At 69.4% G+C, this 19,842-nt stretch carries 20 protein-coding genes; 11 read left to right on the top strand and 9 right to left on the bottom strand.

Annotated features, from left to right (window positions below; genetic code table 11):
- Positions 1-43: 43 nt before the first annotated feature.
- From pstC to phoU, 5 genes are read left to right on the top strand one after another with little or no spacing between them, the layout of a single operon-like run.
- Positions 44-1,024 (top strand): phosphate ABC transporter permease subunit PstC, encoded by a 981-nt coding sequence (pstC, locus tag NKI68_RS10040; RefSeq protein WP_254542916.1) that lies wholly within the window; start codon positions 44-46, stop codon positions 1,022-1,024.
- A complete protein-coding gene (pstA, locus tag NKI68_RS10035) occupies positions 1,024-2,628 on the top strand; it encodes a phosphate ABC transporter permease PstA (protein WP_254542915.1) in 1,605 nt (534 codons plus the stop codon). Before pstC ends, pstA begins: the two co-directional genes overlap by 1 nt.
- 22 nt (positions 2,629-2,650) lie before the next feature.
- Positions 2,651-3,529 (top strand): phosphate ABC transporter ATP-binding protein PstB, encoded by an 879-nt coding sequence (pstB, locus tag NKI68_RS10030; protein WP_254546418.1) that lies wholly within the window; start codon positions 2,651-2,653, stop codon positions 3,527-3,529.
- A complete protein-coding gene (locus tag NKI68_RS23795; protein WP_368410945.1) occupies positions 3,411-4,184 on the top strand; it encodes a phosphate signaling complex PhoU family protein in 774 nt (257 codons plus the stop codon). The genes pstB and NKI68_RS23795 overlap by 119 nt, the downstream gene beginning before the upstream one ends.
- Positions 4,153-4,839, top strand: coding sequence for a phosphate signaling complex protein PhoU (gene phoU / locus NKI68_RS10020; RefSeq protein WP_254542913.1), 687 nt, complete (start codon positions 4,153-4,155; stop codon positions 4,837-4,839). The genes NKI68_RS23795 and phoU overlap by 32 nt, the downstream gene beginning before the upstream one ends.
- 747 nt (positions 4,840-5,586) lie before the next feature.
- Here the strand turns inward: phoU and NKI68_RS10015 are convergent.
- The gene (locus NKI68_RS10015) at positions 5,587-6,771 is read right to left on the bottom strand and encodes an aspartate kinase (RefSeq protein ID WP_254542912.1); all 1,185 of its coding nucleotides are present in this window, start codon (positions 6,769-6,771) and stop codon (positions 5,587-5,589) included.
- A gap of 176 nt (positions 6,772-6,947) precedes the next feature.
- Here NKI68_RS10015 and NKI68_RS10010 point away from each other — a divergent pair, with 176 nt between their 5' ends.
- On the top strand, positions 6,948-7,334 hold the full coding sequence (locus tag NKI68_RS10010; protein WP_254542911.1) for a hypothetical protein: 387 nt from the start codon (positions 6,948-6,950) through the stop codon (positions 7,332-7,334).
- A 293-nt stretch (positions 7,335-7,627) separates the two neighbouring features.
- On the opposite strand, the gene NKI68_RS10005 is transcribed toward NKI68_RS10010, so the two are convergent.
- Positions 7,628-8,254 carry a rubrerythrin family protein gene (locus NKI68_RS10005; RefSeq protein WP_254542910.1) on the bottom strand — a complete coding sequence of 209 codons (627 nt, stop codon included), beginning with the start codon at positions 8,252-8,254 and terminating at the stop codon, positions 7,628-7,630.
- A gap of 103 nt (positions 8,255-8,357) precedes the next feature.
- Here NKI68_RS10005 and NKI68_RS10000 point away from each other — a divergent pair, with 103 nt between their 5' ends.
- Positions 8,358-8,810: a DUF6789 family protein gene (locus tag NKI68_RS10000; RefSeq protein ID WP_254542909.1), complete on the top strand. Its 453-nt coding sequence runs from the start codon at positions 8,358-8,360 to the stop codon at positions 8,808-8,810.
- Positions 8,811-8,917: 107 nt separating this feature from the next.
- Complete coding sequence (locus NKI68_RS09995) at positions 8,918-10,705, top strand: cbb3-type cytochrome c oxidase subunit I (RefSeq protein ID WP_254542908.1); 1,788 nt, start codon at positions 8,918-8,920, stop codon at positions 10,703-10,705.
- A 162-nt stretch (positions 10,706-10,867) separates the two neighbouring features.
- On the opposite strand, the gene NKI68_RS09990 is transcribed toward NKI68_RS09995, so the two are convergent.
- Positions 10,868-11,728: a sulfurtransferase gene (locus NKI68_RS09990; RefSeq protein WP_254542907.1), complete on the bottom strand. Its 861-nt coding sequence runs from the start codon at positions 11,726-11,728 to the stop codon at positions 10,868-10,870.
- A gap of 252 nt (positions 11,729-11,980) precedes the next feature.
- Here NKI68_RS09990 and NKI68_RS09985 point away from each other — a divergent pair, with 252 nt between their 5' ends.
- On the top strand, positions 11,981-12,817 hold the full coding sequence (locus NKI68_RS09985; RefSeq protein ID WP_254542906.1) for a sulfurtransferase: 837 nt from the start codon (positions 11,981-11,983) through the stop codon (positions 12,815-12,817).
- 88 nt (positions 12,818-12,905) lie between these two features.
- Here the strand turns inward: NKI68_RS09985 and NKI68_RS09980 are convergent, their stop codons facing one another.
- The gene (locus NKI68_RS09980; RefSeq protein WP_254542905.1) at positions 12,906-13,931 is read right to left on the bottom strand and encodes an AI-2E family transporter; all 1,026 of its coding nucleotides are present in this window, start codon (positions 13,929-13,931) and stop codon (positions 12,906-12,908) included.
- Between the two features lie 85 nt (positions 13,932-14,016).
- On the opposite strand from NKI68_RS09980, the gene NKI68_RS09975 reads away from it, so the two are divergent.
- On the top strand, positions 14,017-14,571 hold the full coding sequence (locus tag NKI68_RS09975) for a DUF1684 domain-containing protein (RefSeq protein ID WP_254542904.1): 555 nt from the start codon (positions 14,017-14,019) through the stop codon (positions 14,569-14,571).
- 81 nt (positions 14,572-14,652) lie between these two features.
- On the opposite strand, the gene NKI68_RS09970 is transcribed toward NKI68_RS09975, so the two are convergent.
- From NKI68_RS09970 to NKI68_RS09960, 3 genes are all read right to left on the bottom strand, one after another.
- Positions 14,653-15,087 (bottom strand): PIN domain-containing protein, encoded by a 435-nt coding sequence (locus NKI68_RS09970; protein ID WP_254542903.1) that lies wholly within the window; start codon positions 15,085-15,087, stop codon positions 14,653-14,655.
- 1 nt (position 15,088) lies between these two features.
- Positions 15,089-15,334 (bottom strand): AbrB/MazE/SpoVT family DNA-binding domain-containing protein, encoded by a 246-nt coding sequence (locus NKI68_RS09965; RefSeq protein ID WP_254542902.1) that lies wholly within the window; start codon positions 15,332-15,334, stop codon positions 15,089-15,091.
- 97 nt (positions 15,335-15,431) lie between these two features.
- Positions 15,432-16,112 carry a class I SAM-dependent methyltransferase gene (locus tag NKI68_RS09960; protein WP_254542901.1) on the bottom strand — a complete coding sequence of 227 codons (681 nt, stop codon included), beginning with the start codon at positions 16,110-16,112 and terminating at the stop codon, positions 15,432-15,434.
- Between the two features lie 82 nt (positions 16,113-16,194).
- Here NKI68_RS09960 and NKI68_RS09955 point away from each other — a divergent pair, with 82 nt between their 5' ends.
- Positions 16,195-16,623 carry a DUF2391 domain-containing protein gene (locus NKI68_RS09955; RefSeq protein WP_254542900.1) on the top strand — a complete coding sequence of 143 codons (429 nt, stop codon included), beginning with the start codon at positions 16,195-16,197 and terminating at the stop codon, positions 16,621-16,623.
- A gap of 20 nt (positions 16,624-16,643) precedes the next feature.
- Here the strand turns inward: NKI68_RS09955 and NKI68_RS09950 are convergent, their stop codons facing one another.
- Together NKI68_RS09950 and NKI68_RS09945 are read right to left on the bottom strand one after the other, a co-directional pair.
- A complete protein-coding gene (locus tag NKI68_RS09950) occupies positions 16,644-17,411 on the bottom strand; it encodes a PDDEXK family nuclease (protein ID WP_254542899.1) in 768 nt (255 codons plus the stop codon).
- A 33-nt stretch (positions 17,412-17,444) separates the two neighbouring features.
- Positions 17,445-19,787 carry a DEAD/DEAH box helicase gene (locus tag NKI68_RS09945; protein ID WP_254542898.1) on the bottom strand — a complete coding sequence of 781 codons (2,343 nt, stop codon included), beginning with the start codon at positions 19,785-19,787 and terminating at the stop codon, positions 17,445-17,447.
- Between the last annotated feature and the right edge of the window lie 55 nt (positions 19,788-19,842).

Raw genomic sequence — 19,842 nt, 5'->3', positions numbered from 1 at the left:
AAACGAAGCGCTTTTTCGCATCTGACCGAATACCACACACAAAATGGGCACGGAGAGTTTGACGGAGAGTATAACGCGGAACGCCGAGAAGGGGCCGCGAGAGCGCATCGTTCGGCTGTTCTTCCTGTCCTGTGCGCTGCTCTCCGTAGCGACGACCGTCAGCATCATCGTCCTCCTCGCCACGGAGGCCGCGATCTTCTTCGAGGACGTCTCGATCGTGCGGTTCCTGACAGGGACCGAGTTCTACCTCGGCGCGGACCCCCAGTTCGGCGTCCTCCCGCTCGTGGTCGGGACGCTGGTGATCACCGTCGGCGCGGCGGTGATCGCGCTGCCGCTCGGGGTGGCGACGGCGATCTACCTGAGCGAGTACGCGAGCACCCGGACGCGGTCCGTGCTGAAACCGGCGCTCGAGATCCTCGCGGGGGTCCCGACGGTCGTCTACGGGTTCCTCGCGGTCGCGTACATCACGCCGGCGCTCGAACCCGTCGTGATGTCGCTGACGGGCGAGGACCTCGGCTTCTTCAACGCGCTCTCGGCGAGCATCGTCGTCGGCATCATGATCATCCCGATGGTCTCCTCGATCAGCGAGGACGCGATGAGCGCCGTGCCCGACGAACTCCGACAGGCGGGCTACGGGATGGGCGCGACGAAGTTCGACGTCTCGACGGGGATCGTCGTCCCGGCGGCCGTCTCCGGCATCGCCTCCTCGTTCATCCTCGCGCTCTCGCGGGCCATCGGCGAGACGATGGCCGTGACCATCGCGGCGGGTAACACCCCCCGGATGGTCGAGGTCGCGACGATCGACCTCGGGCCGGTCGGGATCCCGTACCCCGACCCGACGATCTACTTCAAGTCCATCCAGACGATGACCGCCGCGATGGTCGACATCGCGGGCAGCGACATCGCCGGCGGCGGAGTGATGTACCAGAGCCTCTTCGCCATCGGGTTCACGCTCTTCGCGATCACGCTCGTCATGAACATCGTAAGCGACCGCATCGCGGCGCACTACAGGGAGGAGTACTGATGGCGACCGAATCGGAGACGGGAACGATCCAGTCGTTCGGACAGATCAGCCGAACCAAGGGGACGCTGTTCAGGTACCTGCTGCTCGCGGCGACGCTGTTCGGCCTGGTCGTCCTCAGCGTGCTGTTCGTCTACGTCGGACTCGACGCCATCCAGCCGACGACCGCCGCGCCGGGGTGGTATCTCACGTTCTTCCTGACGTTCGTGCTCCCGGTCGGCGCGGTCTCGGCGTACCTCTGGCGGAGCCGCCCGGAGAGCGGCGAGTTCGCCCTCGCGAGCGTCGCGATACCGGTGTACGGGCTGATGATCGGTGCCGTCGTGGCGATGGTGTTCATCGACATCTACCCGCCGCTCCTGTTGCTGTCGTACGCGATCGGAGCGGCCATCCCGGCGGCGATCGCGTTCCTGTACGCTCGCCTCCGGAGCGACGCCGGCGACGCCGAGCGACTCGGTCTCGCCGCCGTCGTCACGGTCGCCTCGCTGGCGACGATCCCGCCGCTCGTCCAGTCGATCCCCGTGATCCCGACCGACTGGATCATGATGCTCCTGGCGCTCGGGACGCCGACCGCGCTCGGCGTCGGCGCGTACGTCGCCCGCCGCTACGAGAACGAACGAGCGGGGCGGGCGACCGCGCTCGTCGTCTTCGTCGCCGCCGCCGTCGGGGGCGTCCTCGCGCCGCTCGTCGGGGTCGATCCGATGCCCGGCGTCGTCCTGACGCTCTCGACGGTCGTGCCGACCGGTCTCTACGTCGGGACGACCCTCTACGAGCGTCCGGCGCGGCGCTCGGGGCTGCTGCTCCCCGCGGCCGTCTTCGGCGGCGCGCTCGTCGGCGCGGTGCTGGTCAACCAGCTCGGCTTCGCCGGCCCGGAGTCGTGGGTCGACTGGCAGTTCCTGACGAGCGACGGGAGCACCGATCCCGAGTCCGCCGGGCTCTACCCCGGGCTCGTCGGGTCGGTGCTGTTGATGCTCGTCGTCGTCGCCCTCTCGTTCCCGCTCGGCGTCGGGGCCGCCGTCTACCTGGAGGAGTACGCGCCGAACAACCGCTTGACGCGGCTGATCCAGGTGAACATCTCGAACCTCGCGGGCGTCCCCTCGGTCGTGTACGGCCTGCTCGGACTCGGCGTGTTCATCAACATCGTCGCGCTGCCGACCGGGTCGCTCATCGTCGGCGGCATGACGCTCTCGCTGCTCATCCTGCCGATCGTCATCATCTCGACGCAGGAGGCCCTGCGGTCGGTCCCCGACGACCTCCGGCAGGCGTCCTACGGGATGGGCGCGACGCGGTGGCAGACCATCCGGAACGTCGTCCTGCCGCGGGCGATGCCGGGGATCCTCACGGGGACCATCCTCGCGCTCGGCCGCGCCATCGGCGAGACCGCCCCCCTCATCATGATCCTGGCCCCGAACAGCGGGTACGTCCCCTCGGGGCTGTTCTCGAAGGCGAGCGCGATGCCGCTGATGGTGTACACGTGGGCGGGCGTCTACGCCGATCCGGTGTTCTACCAGACGGCCGTGGCCGCGGGCGTGGTCGTCATGCTCGTCGTGCTGTTGGCGATGAACGGGGCCGCCATCGTACTGCGCAACAGGTATCAGACAAGAGGGTAACAGACCAATGAGCCAAGAGAACATGACCACGAACGAGGAGGCGAACGCGGAGGCGGTGACCGAGGACCCCACGACCGACGACACCCTCGTCGCGACTGGACCGACGGCGGGACTCGACGACCGCGACCGGGACCGTCCGAGCGACGCCACCCGAACCATCGTCGAGGCGCGCGACATCAACGTCTGGTACGGCGACGACCAGGCGCTCCACGACATCAGCCTCGCGATCCCCGAGAAGCGCGTGACCGCGATGATCGGCCCCTCCGGCTGCGGGAAGTCGACGTTCCTTCGCTGCATCAACCGCATGAACGACCTCATCGACGTCGCGCGCGTCGAGGGCGAACTCTCGCTCGGCGGGAAGAACGTCTACGACGACGACGTGGACCCGGTGGCCCTGCGCCGCCGCGTGGGAATGGTCTTCCAGAAGCCCAATCCCTTCCCGAAGAGCATCTACGACAACGTCGCCTACGGCCTCGAGATCCAGGGCTACAGGGGCGACTACGACGAGAAGGTCGAGTGGGCGCTGAAGAAGGCGGCGCTCTGGGACGAGGTCGGCGACCGCCTCGACGAGTCCGGCCTCGACCTCTCCGGCGGCCAGCAGCAGCGCCTCTGCATCGCCCGCGCCATCGCCCCCGACCCGGAGGTGCTGCTGATGGACGAGCCGGCGAGCGCGCTCGATCCCATCGCCACCTCGAAGATCGAGGACCTCATCGACGAACTCGCCGAGGAGTACACCGTCATCATCGTCACGCACAACATGCAGCAGGCGGCGCGCATCTCCGATCAGACCGCCGTCTTCCTCACCGGCGGCGAACTCGTCGAGTTCGACGACACGCAGAAGATCTTCGAGAACCCGGAGAGCCAGCGCGTCGAGGACTACATCACCGGCAAGTTCGGGTGACGGGACGGCCCTCGACGCGTTCGTCGAGGGCGACGCCGAGCGCGCGGACCGCGTCGTCAAAAGCCGCGACCTCGACGCGCGGTGCGCCGAGGTCGAGCGGGCGTGCGTCCGGACGATCGCGCTCCAGAACCCGGTCGCCGGCGACCTTCGCTTCCTCCTCTCCTCGTTCGCCGTCGCCGCCGAGTGCCGGGGGCTGTCCGCCCTCGCGGACCGCTTCGGGCAGTACGCCCTCGCCACCGACGGCGGGAGGTTCGGCCCGGTCGACGTCCGCGCCCTGAGCGAACTCGCCGTCGGGACGCTGGGAACCGCGGTCGACGCCTACCGACGGCTCGCGGCGGCGGACGGTCGCGACTCCGCCCTGGCCGACGACGACGGGCCGTGCTACGGGACGGTGCGACGCGGGGAGCGCCTCGACCGGTTCTGCGCGAACGCGACCGAGGCGCTCGCGCGGTCGGGCGCGTCGGGCGAGTCGGGGGACGCGCCGGGCGGTCGCGACGCGGGCGGCCGCCTCGTCGCGACCGCCCTCGCCGTGGGCGACCTTCGGCGGGTCGGGATCCACGCCGTTACCATCGCCGGGCGGGTACTATACGCCGCGACCAGCGACGACGGGTTGACCGATCGATATGACACGCGACGGGCTTCAGCACGAACTTGACGAACTGGCCGCCGACGTCGAAGAGATGGCCGACCTCGTCCTCGACCGCCTCGGACTCGCGCTCGACGCGCTGGCGGAGGGCGACGAGACCGGCGCACGCGTCGTCCACGACGGCGACGACGTGGTGAACGAGCAGTACCTCGACATCGAGCGCCGGTGCATCGACCTCGTCGCGCTCCGGCAACCGGTCGCGGGCGACCTCCGCTTCGTGGCGGCCTCGTTCAAGATCATCACCGACCTCGAACGCATCGCCGACCTGGCGGCCAACCTCGCGAGCTACGCGCTCGCGGCGGATCGCGAGCTGTTCTCCGAGGTGAACCTCGCCGACATCGGCGACCTGGCGACGGGCATGGTCGAGGACGCCGTCGCCGCGTACGTCCGGCGGGACGACGGCTGGCTCTGCCACGAGGTGGCCGACCGCGACAACGAACTCGACGCGCTCTGCTCGCACGCGAGCAACGTCGTCGTCCGGGCGCTCATCGAGCACGAGGCGACCGACGACGAGCGCGACGACGCGGCGATCGAGGCGTTCATGCAGGACGTCTCGGTCCTCTTTCTCACCCTGCGCGACCTCGAACGCGTCGGCGACCACGCCGTCAACGTCGCCGCCCGCACGCTCTACATGACGACGGGCAGCGACGAACTGATCTATTAAAACCCACCTTTTACCGCGCGGGGGTCCGAAGGACCCCCGCTGGTAAAATCTGGACCAAAACCCTCCTCACCCCCTCGCTTCGCTCGGGGGTTCCGTCGGTCCGCTCGTTCGGGCCTGGCGGCCCTCACTCGCGGGTGCCACACTGGCGTCGGCGGTAGCGGTCGGGCCAGTCGTTCGGGCCGTACCTTTATAACCGAGAGCGGAACCAGAGACCCCCGTGACGTGAGAGTCGTCGCGGGGTGCCTGCGGTTGTGCGACGCCACGCCCCGCGAGCAGTGCCGCGGCGTCGCCTGCACGCCCACCTTTTACTGCGCTCACTCGGCGCTGCGCGCCTCGTTCGCTGGCAAAAGCTGGAGCAAAACCCTCCTCACCCCCTTAGTCGCTGCGCTCCTTCGGGGGTTCGTCACCGGAACGCGGCGCGTTCCGGTTGGCTCACGAGCGTTCCACTCTCGTGAACGTCGGTCCGCTCGCTCCCTTCGGTCGCTCGCGCCGCGTGGACGGACGAGAGCACCGCCCAGGAGTAACGTCACCGTGCCAGCACCCGCCGCGCCACACGGCCGCGTACCCACCGCTCAATAGCCGGATAGAGACATCTTAGCGAGGTATTTGTGTTCGAGACGAGGAGCCTCAACCGGCGCGTGAGCCCCCCGACGACCCGGCCCGTTCACACTGTGTCGTTCCCTCCGCGTCGGGTCGGCGCGCCATCCCCCTTCCCTTCCCGTTTCGACCGACGCCGGACCCGCGTCGCTACTGCATGAACTCCTCCTGGATGATGCGGAGCGTCTCCTCGCGGTCGTTCCAGTGGACGAACAGCGCGACGCTCGTGGCGCTCGTGATGACGTCGTGGATGTTGATGTGCGCGTCCGCGAGCGGATCGACGATGTGGCGGACGACCCCCGGCCGGTTGGGGAGTTCGCCGCCGGTAACGCGCACGACGGCGACGTTGTGATCGACGGTGACGCTCGAGAGCGTCTCGTCGGCGACGACTTCCTCGTGGAGCACCGTCTCCGCCTCCTCTGCCACGCCGCTGTCGACGTAGTAGGTGATCGAGTCCATGCCGCTCGCGACCGCGTCGACGTTGATGCCCGCCTCGAACAGCGCCGTCGAGAGGCGCGCGAGGACGCCCGGCTTGTTGCGCATCGCGCGACCCGCGACCGTGAGGCAGGCGAGCGGGTCGTCCCGGAGGTCGATGAGGTTCTCGAACTGCCCCTCGATGCTCGTGCCGCCGCCGAGCAGGTCGCCGTGCTGGTAGTGGACGACCCGGACGTCGAGGTCCTCGGTCTTGTAGCTGAGCGCGCTCGGCGCGACCACCTCCGCGCCCCGGAACGAGAGGTTTCGCAGTTCGTCCACGGTGATCTTCCCGACGTTGCGCGCGCCCTCGACGACCGAGGGGTCGCCGGTCATGACGCCCTCGACGTCGGTGACGATGACCACCTCGTCGGCGTCCATGTACTTCCCGAGCATGACCGCCGTCGTGTCCGAGCCGCCGCGCCCGAGCGTGGTGACGTTGCCCGCGTGATCCTGCGCCAGGAAGCCCGTGACGACGGGGACGATCTCCCCGAGTCGGTCCGCGAGCGCCTTCGCACGGCGCTGGGTCTCCTCGACGTCCACCTCACCGCGGGCGTTCGTGACGACCGGCCAGAGGTCGCCCCCCGGTTCGAGGAAGACCGCCTCTACCCCGCGGGCGGCGAGGGCGGCCTTCAGCATGCGCACGGAGGTTCGCTCGCCCATGCTCACGATCTCGGCGCGGTCCGACTCCCCGATATCGAACGTGATGGAGTCGAGCAGGTCGTCGGTCGTGCTCCCCATCGCGCTGGCGACGACGGCCACCTCGTGACCGGTCTCGACGGCCGCGGCGATGGAGTCGGCGGCCCGATTCACTCGATCGCCGTTGCCGAGGCTCGTCCCGCCGAACTTCGCTACGACGCGCACGCTACCACCTCACCGCTTCGATGCGTGTAACTCATTGCCGAGGCAGTAGCTCTCGGCGAGGTATAAACTGCCGGTATACACCGAAGCCTTGCCGGTCCCCGAGATCCGGAGACGGCGAGGGGACGTACCGACTGCGAGACCGGGGATTTATCGTCGTGTAGTGTGGTAGCACGAGCATGGACGTGCGGGACGCGGTCGAGGCCGACGCCGAACGCCTCGCCGAACTCACCGAGTCGCCGGAGGACGTGATGCGCAACCTCGTACACGACCGAACCGTCCGCGTCGGCGTCGACGAGACCGACATCGTCGGCTTCGTCAGCTTCGACGCTCAGCGCGACACCGTCTACGTGACCCAGCTCGAGGGGCCGTCGGAGGCCCGCGCGCGCCTGCTCGAGGAACCCCTCCGCTTCGCCCGGAACGAGTCGATGCGCGCCGAGCTACTGGTGTCCGCGGCCGACGAGCCGACGCGTGAGATCGCCCGCGACGCGGCGTTCGTCGAGGCGGGCACCGGCCCGCGCTTCGAGGGCACCGAGACGGTGCGCTACCGCTGGACGCCGTCGTAGGACGCGGCGAGGAGGTGGCGGTACCTGATCGGCGGCGGACGGCTCTCGTCGGACACCTTCCTTCGAACGAAGGCGCGAGGAGCGGATGGACGAGTGCTTGCCAGAAGCTTCGGGAGCACGCACCGATCTCGATGGCGGAACCCACGTTTCCACCGCCAGCACGAGCAACCCCACCGCGAGCGAACGCAGTGAGCGAGCGGGCCAAGGCGCGACCGAAGGGAGCGCCGCAGGCTTTTGGTCCAGCTTTTGCCAGGGAGCCGCCGGAGGCCGCTCCCGCAGCAAAAGGTGGTGGTTCAGCAGACCGGCTTCGGGTTCACGCCCATCTCGTTCAGCCGCTCGGTGTACTCCTCGTAGGCCGCCTGGATCGCGCCGCTTGCGGCGTCGAGCGCGCGGTCCCAGTCCGCCTCGCTCTCGCAGAGCGAGTCGAGCAGCGAGACGCCGCGCTCCAGTTGCGCGTCGAGGTCGTCGCCCATCTCCCGGAAGGTCTGGCTCGACTTCGGGTCGGCCTGCCCGACGAAGAAGCCGACCAGCTGTTCCTTCGACTTCTCGGCGGCGAGGGTGCGCCCGACGAACCCGCCGGCGCGGTCGAGCGTGTCGTCGAGGTCGCGGAGGTACGCCTGAATGGCGGGCGTCTCGTCGAGGTCGGGGTCCTCGTCGAGCTTCGAGACGACCGTCTCGTAGTGCTCGCGTTCCTCCTCTGCGGTCGCGCGGAAGGCCTCGCCCGCCTCGCCGTCCTCCTCGTCGGCCCACGCCTCGAACGTCTCCCGGGCCGCGTGTTCGGCGGTCGCGGCGGCCCGGAGGACGGGTTCGGTGTCGATGTCGCCCCCCGTGTCGGCGTAGAGCGCCTTCGAGGAGCCGAGTCGGGAGAGGGCGGTTCGGTTCTCGGTACGAACGCGGTCGAGGAAGTCCTCGGCGGTCATGGGCGGGCGTACGGGGGGCGGGGGCTTGTACCCACCGTCAGAGGCGAACGTCTCGCCGTCGGGGGGCAGTATTTTCTCCCCCCGCGGCGTTGGGGCAAGCGAGATGGAACGGAACCGGGTGACCAGCGCCATCGCCGGAGGGATCGCGGGAACGGCAGTCCTCACGCTCCTGTTGATCCTCCTCGAGGTCCAGACGCGGGAGCAGATCCGGGCGTTCGACGTCATCGCGCGCTTCGTCGGTACGCCCGGGCAGACGGCCGTCGGGTTCGTGCTGTTCGTCCTCGCGGGCGTGTTCGCGTGGCCGCTGCTGTTCGTCGCGCTGCGCGACTACATCCCGCGAGGACCCGACCCCGCCGCCCAGGGGACGATCTTCGCCGTCGTGCTGTGGATCGCGTTCGCCATCGCCGGGCGCGGCGATCTCAGCGGGGCCATCCTCATCCTCTACACGGCGTACACCTTCTTCGCGCACCTCGCCTACGGGTTCACCCTCGGCGTCGTCTACGGCCACTTCCGGGAGGGCTCGCAGGTCCCACGGGAGTACTACGCCGGACAGTGAAGGGTGACCGAAACCGACCGACCGTCGGCTCGCGCACCCGCCGCCTCAACGTATTTCCCGGCGGGGGTCGTAGGTCGAACACGAGTTTCCGGTAACTCGACGTACCCATGGTATCCATCGATTCTGTACCCGGAGTGGTACTCGGCGTTGCGCTACTCGCCGTGCTCGCGGGCGTCGGCGTCGTCCGGCGGCGGCGGGCGATGGCCGACGGCGGGTATCCCACCACCGACGAACGCGAGACGGAAACGGAGACCGAGAAACCGTTCGGCCTCGTGCGGTGGTTCACGACGGTCGACCACAAGGACATCGGCATCCTCTACATCGTCTACGGTCTCGTCGCCGCCCTCTGGGGCGGGACCGACGCCATGATGCTCCGCACGGAGCTGATCACCCCCGGAAAGACGATCTGGGGGACCGAGACGTACAACGGGCTGTTCACGACCCACGGCGTCACGATGATCTTCCTGTTCGCGCTGCCCGTCTTCTTCGGCATCGCGAACTACTTCCTCCCCATCCTCATCGGGGCGGACGACATGTCGTTCCCGCGGATCAACGCCATCGCGTTCTGGCTGCTCCCGCCGGCGCTGGTGCTGGTTCGCGGTGGGCTCATCACCGAGATCATCGCGAAGGTCATCAGTCCCCTCGGACTCACCGCGCTGACCGCGCCGCTGCTGGCGCTCAAGCCCATCGACATTAGCTGGACGATGTATACCCCCCTCTCGACGGCGGTGGCGAACCCGCAGGTCGACCTGGCGTTGCTCGGCCTCCACCTGAGCGGCATCGCGACGACCATGGGGGCGATCAACTTCATCGTCACCATCTTCGCGGAGCGCTCCGAGGACGTCACCTGGGCGACGCTCGACATCTTCAGCTGGACGATGCTCACCACGTCGGCGATCGCCCTGTTCGCCTTCCCCGTCCTCGGGAGCGCCCTCATCATGCTGTTTCTCGACCGGAACTTCGGGACCGCGTTCTTCGCGCTCGACGGCGGCGGTCCGATGCTCTGGCAGCACCTCTTCTGGTTCTGGGGGCACCCCGAGGTGTACATCCTCGTCCTGCCGGCGTTCGGGCTGGTGAGCCTCATCCTGCCGAAGTTCTCCGGGCGGAAGCTCTTCGGCTTCAAGTTCGTCGTCTACTCGACGCTCGCCATCGGCGTCCTGAGCTTCGGCGTCTGGGCCCACCACATGTTCACGACGGGGATGGACCCCCGAGTGCGGGCGTCGTTCATGGCCGTCTCCATCGCCATCGCCATCCCGAGCGCCGTGAAGGTGTTCAACTGGATGACAACGATGTGGAGCGGACGCATCCGCCTCACCGCGCCCATGATCCTCCTCGTCGGCGGGATCGGCACGTTCATCATCGGCGGGGTGACGGGGGTCTTCCTCGCGTCGATCCCCATCGACCTCCTGCTCCACGACACCTACTACGTCGTCGGCCACTTCCACTTCATCATCATGGGCGTCATCGCGGCGGCGATGGTGGCGGCGAGCTACTACTGGTTCCCCATCCTCACCCGCCGGATGTACGACCAGCGCGTCGCGCGGGTGCAGGCCGTGTTGCTCATCGTCGGCGTGGTCGTCACCTTCACGCCGCTGCTGATCCTCGGCTACCTCGGCATGCCCCGGCGGTACGCCTACTACCCCGCCGAGTTCACCCTGCTCCAGCAGATCGCGACCGCGGGCGCGTACGTCATCGGCGTCAGCGTCTTCCTCTGGATCACCAACATGATCCAGTCGATGCGGACCGGTCCGCTCGTGATGAACGCCGACGTGTGGAACCTGAAGGAGACCGGCCAGTTCACCCGGGAGTGGCAGTGGTTCGAGGAGCGACTCGAGGAACGCCGGAGCTTCGAGCGCAGCGAGTCGGGAACCGCCCCGCCCGGGGACGACGACTGATCCGGCGGGCGGCAGGCGGCGAGGACGACGCGGCGGTCGCTCCGGACGCGAAGAAACGAGAAACTGGAACGGGGCCGGAACCGTAATCGGCGGCGGCTTCCGACGCCGGTTACGCGGATCGCTCGCGCTCGCCGCGGATCGGCGAGGCCGCGCTCGCTTTGCTCACTCGCCCTCGCCGGTCTCGATGGGAGCGTCGACGAGGTTGCCCCACTCGGTCCACGAGCCGTCGTAGTTGGTGACGTTGTCGTAGCCGAGCAGTTCGTGGAGCGCGAACCACGCGATGGAGGAGCGCTCGCCGATCCGGCAGTAGGCGATGACGTCCTGGTTGTCGTCGACGCCCTGGGACTCGTAGAGTTCGCGCAGTTCGTCGGCGGACTTGAACGTGCCGTCGTCGTTGACCGTCGCGGCCCACGAGATGTTGCGGGCACCGGGGACGTGGCCGCCGCGCTGGGCGGTCTCCTGCAGGCCCGGCGGGGCGAGGATCTCGCCGCTGAACTCCTCGGGCGAGCGGACGTCGACGAGCGGCAGGCCCTTGCCGATAGCCTTCTCCACGTCGTCGCGGTACGCGCGGATGGACTCGTACGGGCCGCGGGCGGTGTACTCGACCTCGGAGAACGCGGGTACCTCCTCGGTGAGCGGGTAGTCGTTGTCGAGCCAGTAGTCGCGGCCGCCGTTCATCAGGCGGACGTCCTCGTGGCCGTAGTACTTGAACTGCCAGTAGGTGTAGGCGGCGAACCAGTTCGAGTTGTCGCCGTAGAGGACGACCGTGGAGTCGTTCGAGATGCCGTGGCTCCCCAGCAGGTCCTCGAAGTCCTCCTTATCCAGGATGTCGCGCGTCGTCTGGTCCTGCAACTGGGTCTCCCAGTTGAACCCGATCGCGCCGGGGGCGTGGCCCTCGTCGTAGGCCTCGGTGTCCACGTCGACCTCGACCAGTCGGTACTCGGGGTCGTCGCTCTGGAAGTCGTCGAGGTGCTCCTCTACCCAGTCACAGGAGACGAGCACGTCCTTCGCGTAATCGCTCATAATCCATTGGAAGCTAACGATAGCAAGGGTATATCGGTATTACTGCCGGTAGGTTCCGCCGCACGTTTCCCCTCGAGGACTATGTTGCCGCTATCTCGGAGACCGGCGCGCGCCGCGGGCGAACGAAACCCACGCGGTGACGTATCGAGACGGAGACCTGTCGTGTCGCGTGCAATAAAGAGGAAAGGGTTGCCCGTATCTCCGATCGGCCGGCGTGTGCAGGGTTGAAGTGCCGGAACCCGTATCGTCGGTATGGACATCGTCGTGGACGCGGAGTGGGTCGCGGAGCGACTCGATCGGGAGGACGTTCGGCTCGTCGACGTTCGCGAGGCGTGGGAGTACGACGGCATCGGCCACCTCCCCGGCGCGGTGAACGTACCGTTCGACGCGTTCCGGGCCGAGGCGCACGCGTCCCAGCGCGACGCGGCGGGCGAGAGCGGGGAGGGACGCGCCCCGCGCGCCGAAGGCGAGGCGGGGATGCTCCCCGGGGCGGACGCCTTCGCCGACCTCATGGGCGAGGCGGGAATCACGCGCGAGGATCACGTCGTGGCGTACGACGACACCCACGGCGTCTTCGCGGCGCGCCTGCTCGTCACCTGCGAACTCTACGGCCACCCGCGGGAGCGGCTTCACCTGCTGAACGGCGACTACAGCGCGTGGAGCCGCGAGCGCGAAGTGAGCCGCGAGCCCCCCGAGGTGGCGGCGGCGACGTACGACGCGGCGTTCGTCGAGGACGGCCCGCTCGTCGGCGTCGAGGCCGTCGAGGCGGCCATCGACGATCCGGACTCGGTCGTCGTCGACACGCGCGAGGAGTGGGAGTTCGAGGAGGGGCACATCCCGAGCGCGGTGCGCCTCGACTGGATCGAACTCGTCGACGAGGAGTCCCGGGGGCTGAAACCCGACGACGAACTGCGCGCGCTCCTCCGCGAGCGGGGGATCACGCCCGACAGACGGATCGTCCTCTACTGCAACACCGCCCGGCGCATCAGCCACACGTACGTCGTCCTCCGACACCTCGGGTACGGGGACCTCGCGTTCTACGAGGGGAGCCTCACCGAGTGGGAGCGGGAGGGTCGGGAACTCGCCTGACCCCGTCTCACATTGTCCGCCGTACCGTCGTGACGCGACTCGCCACCTCGGGGTGGCGAGCTGCTCGGCGGGCGTACGTCGGACAGTATCAGTCGTCCGCGTCCAGCGCGGCGTCGAGGCGCGCCCGCAGGTCGTCGTCCCGCGAGAGGATCTCGACCATCTCGACGACGAGCGCGACGACCAGCGGTCCCGCGATGACGCCGATCGCGCCGACGGTGAGGATCCCCCCGACGAACCCGATGAAGTAGAGGCTCGTCGGCAGGTCGGCCGCCCACGAGGCGAGCCGCGGGCGGATGATCGCGTCGGGCGCGGCCCCGACGACAACCGCGCCGATCACCGCGACGAGGACCGCGCGGGTGGTGTTGCCCACGAGGAGGTCGACGAGGGCGAGCGCGCCCACGAGCACGCCCGGCCCGAGCACGGGGATGAACTGGAGCAGGCCGGCGATGACCGCGAGCGTGAACACCGAGTCGTAGCCGAGCGCGAAGAAGACGACGAGCGCGACGAGGAACGTCCCGAACGCCGTCGCCGCCTGGAGGACGTAGATGCCGTAGAGCGTCTGGCGGACCCGATCGTCGAGCGCGACGAGCACGTCGTGGTACTCCCCCGGGACGAGGCTGAACAGCGCCCGACCGGCGGAGTTCGGCCGGAGCAGGAGGCCGAACAGCAGGATGGCGAACAGGAAGAGCTTCAGCACGAGCACGGGCACCGCGGCGGCGACGTCCGCCGCCACCGCCTGGAGGGCGTCGATGGCCTGGGCCTGGGCCGCCGCGGTCTCGACGACGAAGTTCGATCCCCCGATCGGGACGACGAACCGCGGCGGGAGGCTCTCGATGAGCGAGACGATCGAGCCGCGGCGCTGGTAGACGACGTAGCCGAGCGCCGCGACGATCCCCAGGACGGCCGCGAACGCGCCGGTGGCGACGATGGCCGCCGCGACCCGGCGGGAGAGACCCCGACCGACCGCGTAGTTCCGGATCGGCACGAGGACGTACGCGACGGTGACCGCGAAGAAGACCGTTCCGAGCACCTCGAAGAGCACGAGCGCGGCGAGGACGGCGAACGCGAGGAGGACGCCGGCGAGGACTGCCCGCCGGTGACGCGCGTGGTCCATGCCCTCTCGTTCTCCTCGGGATGGCTTATAGCCACGGCGGGGGGTACCCAGTGGACTTAGCCCCCCTCGGCCCGAACCCCCCGGCGTGACCGACGACTTCGACACCGAGCGCTGGCGCGAGGAACTGCTCGCGCTCCGCGAGGAGAAGGACGAGTTCTTCGCGGAGCACCCGCAGTCGCCGATCCCGCCCGACGAGCGCGGGGACTTCGACGGCCTCGCGTACTTCGATCCGGACCCCGAGTACCGCGTCGAGGTGCGCGTCGAGCGCCACGACGACCCCGACCCCGTGGTGATGGAGACGACCGCCGGCCCCGAGGTGCGCTACGAGCGCGTCGCCACGCTGCGCTTCGAGGTGCGCGGGACGGAGCAGACTCTCGGTGCGTACCGGCAGGGTTCGGAGGAAGGGCTGTTCGTCCCCTTCCGCGACAAGACGACGGGACAGGAGAGCTACCACCAGGGGCGTTACATGGAACTCGACGTGGAGGGCGACCTCCCCGAGGGGCTCCCGCTAGACTTCAACCTCGCGTACAACCCGTTCTGCGCCTACTCGGAGACGTTCTCCTGTCCGCTCCCGCCCGAGGAGAACTGGCTCGACGTGGCGGTGGGGGCGGGAGAGCGGGCGTACGATAGCGGCGAGTGAGAGGGCGGGACGTACTATCCTCGCGCTTCCGTACTCATCGAGGCCAATCGTGACCGGGGTGCCGGTAGTGAAGCCGAACCCTCAACGCGGATCGTACGGATCCGTGGGAACGTCGATCCGATACACGTCGGCGATACCGTCGAAGTCGTCGTCGAAGGCGTACAGGTAGCCGAGACCCTTCGTCTGCATGTACGCGACGATACAGGCGTCGACGAACGAGAGCCGGGCGTGGCGTCTGAACAGCGCCTTCGCCGTCGCGAACGCGTCGGTCGTAAGCGATGCGACGTGGAACCGCGCGTTCTCCTCGATGCGGTCGAGCAGGTCGACTCCGGCGTCGTGACCCGCGTGAGTGAGAACACCGTTGAGCGTCTCGGCGAGTACGTAGTCGAGCACGACTGCCTCCGGAAGCGATCCGTCGTCGATCCCCTTGAGTATCGGAATCGCTTCCTCGTGGGCTCCGTCTCGGCGATACGCGGCAGCGAACAGAACGGAGGTATCGAGGAGCGCGCGCGGCATCTCACTCGATTCCCCACGCGTCGTGCTCCGCCGTCGCGTCGGTGGGTTCGTCCCCGTCGTATCCTTCGAACTCCGCGAACGTGCCGGAGCGCCGCCGAACGACCTCCACGTGAACCCGTCGGTCGTCCTCTAGCACCCAGCGGAGCCGGTCGCCGTCGTCGATGTCGAGCGCGCGACGGATCCGGGCCGGAATGTTCGCCTGATTCCCCGAGACCTTACTCTCGGAGTCGACGCGGTCACTGCTCATAGGGGGCGTTAGGCGCGGTCACGTAAAAATAGTGTGTCGGCACACTACCCTCTCGGGACGTTCGGCCGACGTTCGGCCGCCGACTCCACGACCGACGCTACGGCACGACCCCCACCGTCAGGAGCGTCCCGTAGACCCGGTATCGCTCGACCATCTCCTCGCGGGTCTCCCAGCCCTCGTGGGGGAACTCGCTCGCGGGCGGGATCTCCGTCTCCTCGTCGGGGACGGTGTCCTGCTCGGCGACGTGGAAGCCCGCCTCGCGGAACGCCTCCCGGTACTCGGCGCGCGACCAGCGGGTCATCTCCACGTCGATGTCCTCCTGCCACCCGTGGGAGTGGACGTTCTCCTCGTAGTAGTTCACCGCGCAGAAGAACGTGCCGCCGGGGCGCAGGACGCGCCGGAGTTCCGCCAGCGTGCGGCGGGGATCCCGCGCGTAGTAGAACGCCTCCATGCTCCAGGCGTGGTCGAGGCTGTCGTCCGCGAACGGCAGGGCGTCGAAGTCCCCGACGACGTACCCCACCTCGGGGTCGTCGGTGTACGAGCGGGCGTTGCGGGCCATCTCCGGCGAGCCGTCGAGCCCGTAGACCCGGCCCGCGTCCGTCGTCTCGCGGAGCGCGCGACCGGCGTAGCCACTCCCCGTGCCGAGGTCGAGCAGGGCGTCGCCCGCCTCGATCGGCACGCGCGCGAGGACGTGCTTCGCGGTGTGCCAGTGGCGCTCCTCCATCCCCCTGTCCCGGCCGTCGGCGGCCCACGCGTCGAACTCCCGTCGAACGCTCATACGCATCGAAGGGGACGGGTCGGTCAAAGGACGACCGGTTCGAAGCGGGGACGTTATAGCCGACACGGAACTGGTGGGGACCATGGTGGGACCCGCGCGCCGGTTCAAGACCGCCGACATCGCCCAGCAGGTGGTCGGCGGCTTCCTCCTCGCCGGTCCCTTCGTCGTCACCGCCGAGGTGTGGCAGCTCGCCGCCAGCATGAACGCCCTGCAGGCGCTGCTCACGACCGCGATCGTCTTCGGCATCGGATACGGCGCGCTCTACAAGGCCGACAACCGCGATCCCGACCGCGAGGCGGACCTCGGCGGCGTGCCGGTTCGCTTCCTCTCGCTGATGGCGGTCGCCTTCGGCTCCGTCCTCCTGCTCGCGCTCGCGTTCGACGCCCCCGGAACCTTCCTCGCGGACCTCGGCGTCGAGCGGGCGCGCTGGGCGTTCGTCACCGCCAAGGCCGTCACCGTCGGGTCCGTGTTCAGCGTCGTCGGGGCGGCCACCGCCGACTCCGTATTCTGAGTACGGGCCGTCGAGTCCGCTCAGGGACCGGTGATGGTCTCCCCCGCGGTCGTGCGGTCGCACGTCGCGTCGAGACAGCGCACGCCGGAGGCCGTGCGGAACGCCGGAAGCCCGCAGTCGCACGTCCCGCGGACGACGCCGTCGGGGACGACGAACGCCGTCTCGCAGTCGGGGTAGGCGTCGCACCCGGCGAGCAGGCCGCTCCGGCGGAGGATCCGCAGGTCCGACCCGCACTCGGGGCAGGTCCACGCGCGGTCGAACGCCGCCCGGACGGCGTCGTCGAGCGACTCGCAGGTGCGATCGAGGCACACCTCGAAGGCAGCACCGCGCTCGACCCGGATGCGCGGGAGGCCGCAGTCGCACGCCTCCTCCCCGTCGAGCACCGTCGCGCCCGAGGGGAGGCCGTATCGCGCGCCCGAGTCGAGGTTCACGACCGCGCCGCGCGCCCGGACGAGCGGCCCGCCGTCCGGGGCGGTTCCCACCGGAACCCCCGCCGGGCTCGCCGGGACGGTCGCGTCGGCGGCCGCTTCGTGGACCGTCACCCGGAGGAACTGGTCGCCGTCGCGCGCCTCGATCGCCACTGGGTCGTTCGTCACGTGACGCTCCTCGGGGCGGGTGAGCCACGCCACGGGCTGGTAGCCGTCGGCGTCGTGGACGAGGACGGTGCCGTCGGGCTTGAGGAGGCAGACGACGCGCCCGCGCTGGACCTGCGAGCGGGTGCCCTCGAACTCGGCGGTGCAGTCGCCGGCGATCACGCGAACGGCGGAGGTGGGGTCGGTCGGTGACATAGGGACGCTGGTCCCGCTCTCGTACAAAAACCCTCACTCCACGCGCACGGTCCGCGACTCCCGCACCGGCACGAGCGGGAGTTCCGGGAAGGTGACGGTGATCTCGTACTCCATCTCCTCGGCGGTGCCGCCGAAGACGCCGACGGGGACGGTCGTCTCGCCGAGGTACGCAGTGGATTCGGTCATCGAGACGCCGTTGACGGTGACGGCGACGCCCGCGCGCGCGCCGCCGGCCGTCGAGCGGACGCGCACCTCGCGCATGTCGTTCCGTCCGCGGGCGATCCGCTCGGGGAAGTCACCCCACTCGACCTCGACGACGGGGAGGCTTCGGGCGCTCTCGACGACGCGCTCCGCGACGCCCCGCGTGAGCCCGGCGTCGACGAGCGCATCGACGCCCGCCCCGACCACGTCCGCGGGGGTGGTGAGCCCCTCGCCGGCGAGCTTCTTCGCCCGGCCGGACCCGACCCCGTCGATGGCCGTCAGGCCGACGGCGTCCGCGCTGATGGCGTTCTCGACGCGCGCCTCGACGCGGCGGGCGAGGTTGGCGTCGGCGGGGCCGCCGAAGCGTTCGAGGAACGCCCGCAGGGCGGCGAGCAGGCGCAGGGCGTTCTGCCGGATGACCCAGGCGTCGCTCTGGAGTTCGCCGGGGGTCGTTCCGGCCATGCTCGATCGGAGGATGGCGAGCACCTTCCGGTGGCTCGCGTCGTCCACGTCGGCCGCGCGTCCGGTGAGCACGGCGTTCACGGCGTCGCGCTCCGACTGGCGGCAGCTGACGCTGTCGAACTCGGCGGCGCGCGCGACGGCGGTCAGCACGTCCATCTCGGAGATCCCGTCCCGCTCCGCGAGGGCGGCGAAGCGCTCCGCGGTGTCGAGCCGGAGGTAGTACCGCGAGGCGAGCCGTCCGAGGGCGGTCCCCTCGACGCGGAGTTCGGCGTCCGTCTCGACGAACCCGCCCTCGACGAGCCGAGAGAGCGTCTCGCGGACGCGCTCGCGCAGGCGGCCGCCGAAGTCGTAGCGGTCGGGGGCGCTTCGAGCGCGCGTGGCGTAGAAGGTGGTGTCGAGCCAGTCCATCACGTCGTCGAGGTCGTCGATGGTCCCGAGGGCGATCTCGGCGTTGAGGTGGGCGTCTAAGTCCTCCGCGAGGCGGGACTCGATCTCCTTTCCCTCCCGGAGCAGGCGGCGGTACCTGTCGGCGTCCGCGGCGTCGCAGACCACCCAGGCGTAGCCCGCGTCGTCGTAGCCCGGCCGCCCGGCCCGCCCGAGCATCTGGAGCACGTCGAGCGGGCTCATGTCCACCTCGCCCTCCAGTGGGTCGTGGAGCTTCGTGTCCCGGATGACGACGCAGCGGGCGGGGAGGTTCACGCCCCAGGCGAGCGTCGAGGTCGAGAAGAGAAGCTGGATGTCGCCGCGGCGGAACCACGCCTCGACGCGCGCCTTGTCCTCGCGGGAGAGCCCGGCGTGGTGAAAGCCGACGCCGTCGAGGACCGACTGGCGGAGCGTCTTGTTCTGTAGCTCCTTCGCCTCGGTGTGGAAGTCGTAGTCGCCGCGCGCGCCCATCGGGACGTCCCGGCCGGCGAGTTCGTCACGGGCCTTCTCCGCGGCGCGGACGGTGTCCTGCCGGGAGGCGACGAACACCAGCGCCTGGCCGCCGTCGCGGATGTGCGGCTCCGCGATGTCGAGCGCGCGATAGAGCCGCCGGTACTTGTCGGCGAAGGGGTTGTCGCCGTGGGTGTAGGTGCGGACCCCCGCCTCCAGCGGGACGGGGCGGTAGCCGTCGTCGAACTCGAAGGTCGTCTCGGGAACGGCGTCGAGCCAGGCCGCCACGTCGTCCACGTTGGGCATCGTCGCGGAGAGGGCGACGATCCGCGGGTCGCAGATGCGTCGCAGTCGCGAGATGGTCACCTCGAGGACGGACCCCCGCCGGTCGGAGTCGAGCAGGTGGACCTCGTCGATGACGCAGCAGTCCACGCGCCGGACGAACGCGTACCGGGAGGACTCGTGCTTGCGGGTGGCGGAGTCGGCCTTCTCGGGCGTCATCACGAGGATGTCGGCGCGCTCGGCCCGGCGGGAGTTCAGCTCGCGCTCGCCGGTGACGACGTACACCGAGTAGCCGAGGGCCTCGAAGCGCTCCCACTCGCTCTCCTTCTCGTTGGTCAGCGCGCGGAGCGGGGCGAGAAAGAGGGCGGTGCCGCCCCGCTCTAAGGTCTTACAGATGGCGAGTTCCGCGAGGGCGGTCTTGCCGCTCGCGGTGGGCGCGCTGACGACGACGTTCTCGTCGCGTTCGAGGATCGCGGGGAGCGCCTCCGACTGCATTCGGTTGAACGACTCGAACGGAAAGGCGTCGGCGAACTGCGGGAGGCGCTCGGTAACGTTCACAGCGGATGGGAGGTGCGAGCGATGAAAGGGGTTTCTCTCCGCCGGCGGGTACGCG

The sequence above is a fragment of the Halomarina pelagica genome (genome assembly GCF_024228315.1).
Lineage (GTDB): Archaea > Halobacteriota > Halobacteria > Halobacteriales > Haloarculaceae > Halomarina > Halomarina pelagica.
Note: the sequence above shows the minus strand (reverse complement) of the source record. Positions and strands in the feature narration are given on the sequence as shown.

Bases quoted from the DNA above. Each gene is read 5' to 3' on its own strand.
- pstC (WP_254542916.1), top strand. From the start codon at position 44: ATGGGCACGGAGAGTTTGACGGAGAGTATAACGCGGAACGCCGAGAAG.
- pstA (WP_254542915.1), top strand. From the start codon at position 1,024: ATGGCGACCGAATCGGAGACGGGAACGATCCAGTCGTTCGGACAGATC.
- pstB (WP_254546418.1), top strand. From the start codon at position 2,651: ATGACCACGAACGAGGAGGCGAACGCGGAGGCGGTGACCGAGGACCCC.
- phoU (WP_254542913.1), top strand. From the start codon at position 4,153: ATGACACGCGACGGGCTTCAGCACGAACTTGACGAACTGGCCGCCGAC.
- NKI68_RS10010 (WP_254542911.1), top strand. From the start codon at position 6,948: ATGGACGTGCGGGACGCGGTCGAGGCCGACGCCGAACGCCTCGCCGAA.
- NKI68_RS10005 (WP_254542910.1), bottom strand. From the start codon at position 8,254: ATGACCGCCGAGGACTTCCTCGACCGCGTTCGTACCGAGAACCGAACC.
- NKI68_RS10000 (WP_254542909.1), top strand. From the start codon at position 8,358: ATGGAACGGAACCGGGTGACCAGCGCCATCGCCGGAGGGATCGCGGGA.
- NKI68_RS09995 (WP_254542908.1), top strand. From the start codon at position 8,918: ATGGTATCCATCGATTCTGTACCCGGAGTGGTACTCGGCGTTGCGCTA.
- NKI68_RS09990 (WP_254542907.1), bottom strand. From the start codon at position 11,728: ATGAGCGATTACGCGAAGGACGTGCTCGTCTCCTGTGACTGGGTAGAG.
- NKI68_RS09985 (WP_254542906.1), top strand. From the start codon at position 11,981: ATGGACATCGTCGTGGACGCGGAGTGGGTCGCGGAGCGACTCGATCGG.
- NKI68_RS09980 (WP_254542905.1), bottom strand. From the start codon at position 13,931: ATGGACCACGCGCGTCACCGGCGGGCAGTCCTCGCCGGCGTCCTCCTC.
- NKI68_RS09970 (WP_254542903.1), bottom strand. From the start codon at position 15,087: ATGCCGCGCGCGCTCCTCGATACCTCCGTTCTGTTCGCTGCCGCGTAT.
- NKI68_RS09965 (WP_254542902.1), bottom strand. From the start codon at position 15,334: ATGAGCAGTGACCGCGTCGACTCCGAGAGTAAGGTCTCGGGGAATCAG.
- NKI68_RS09960 (WP_254542901.1), bottom strand. From the start codon at position 16,112: ATGAGCGTTCGACGGGAGTTCGACGCGTGGGCCGCCGACGGCCGGGAC.
- NKI68_RS09955 (WP_254542900.1), top strand. From the start codon at position 16,195: ATGGTGGGACCCGCGCGCCGGTTCAAGACCGCCGACATCGCCCAGCAG.
- NKI68_RS09950 (WP_254542899.1), bottom strand. From the start codon at position 17,411: ATGTCACCGACCGACCCCACCTCCGCCGTTCGCGTGATCGCCGGCGAC.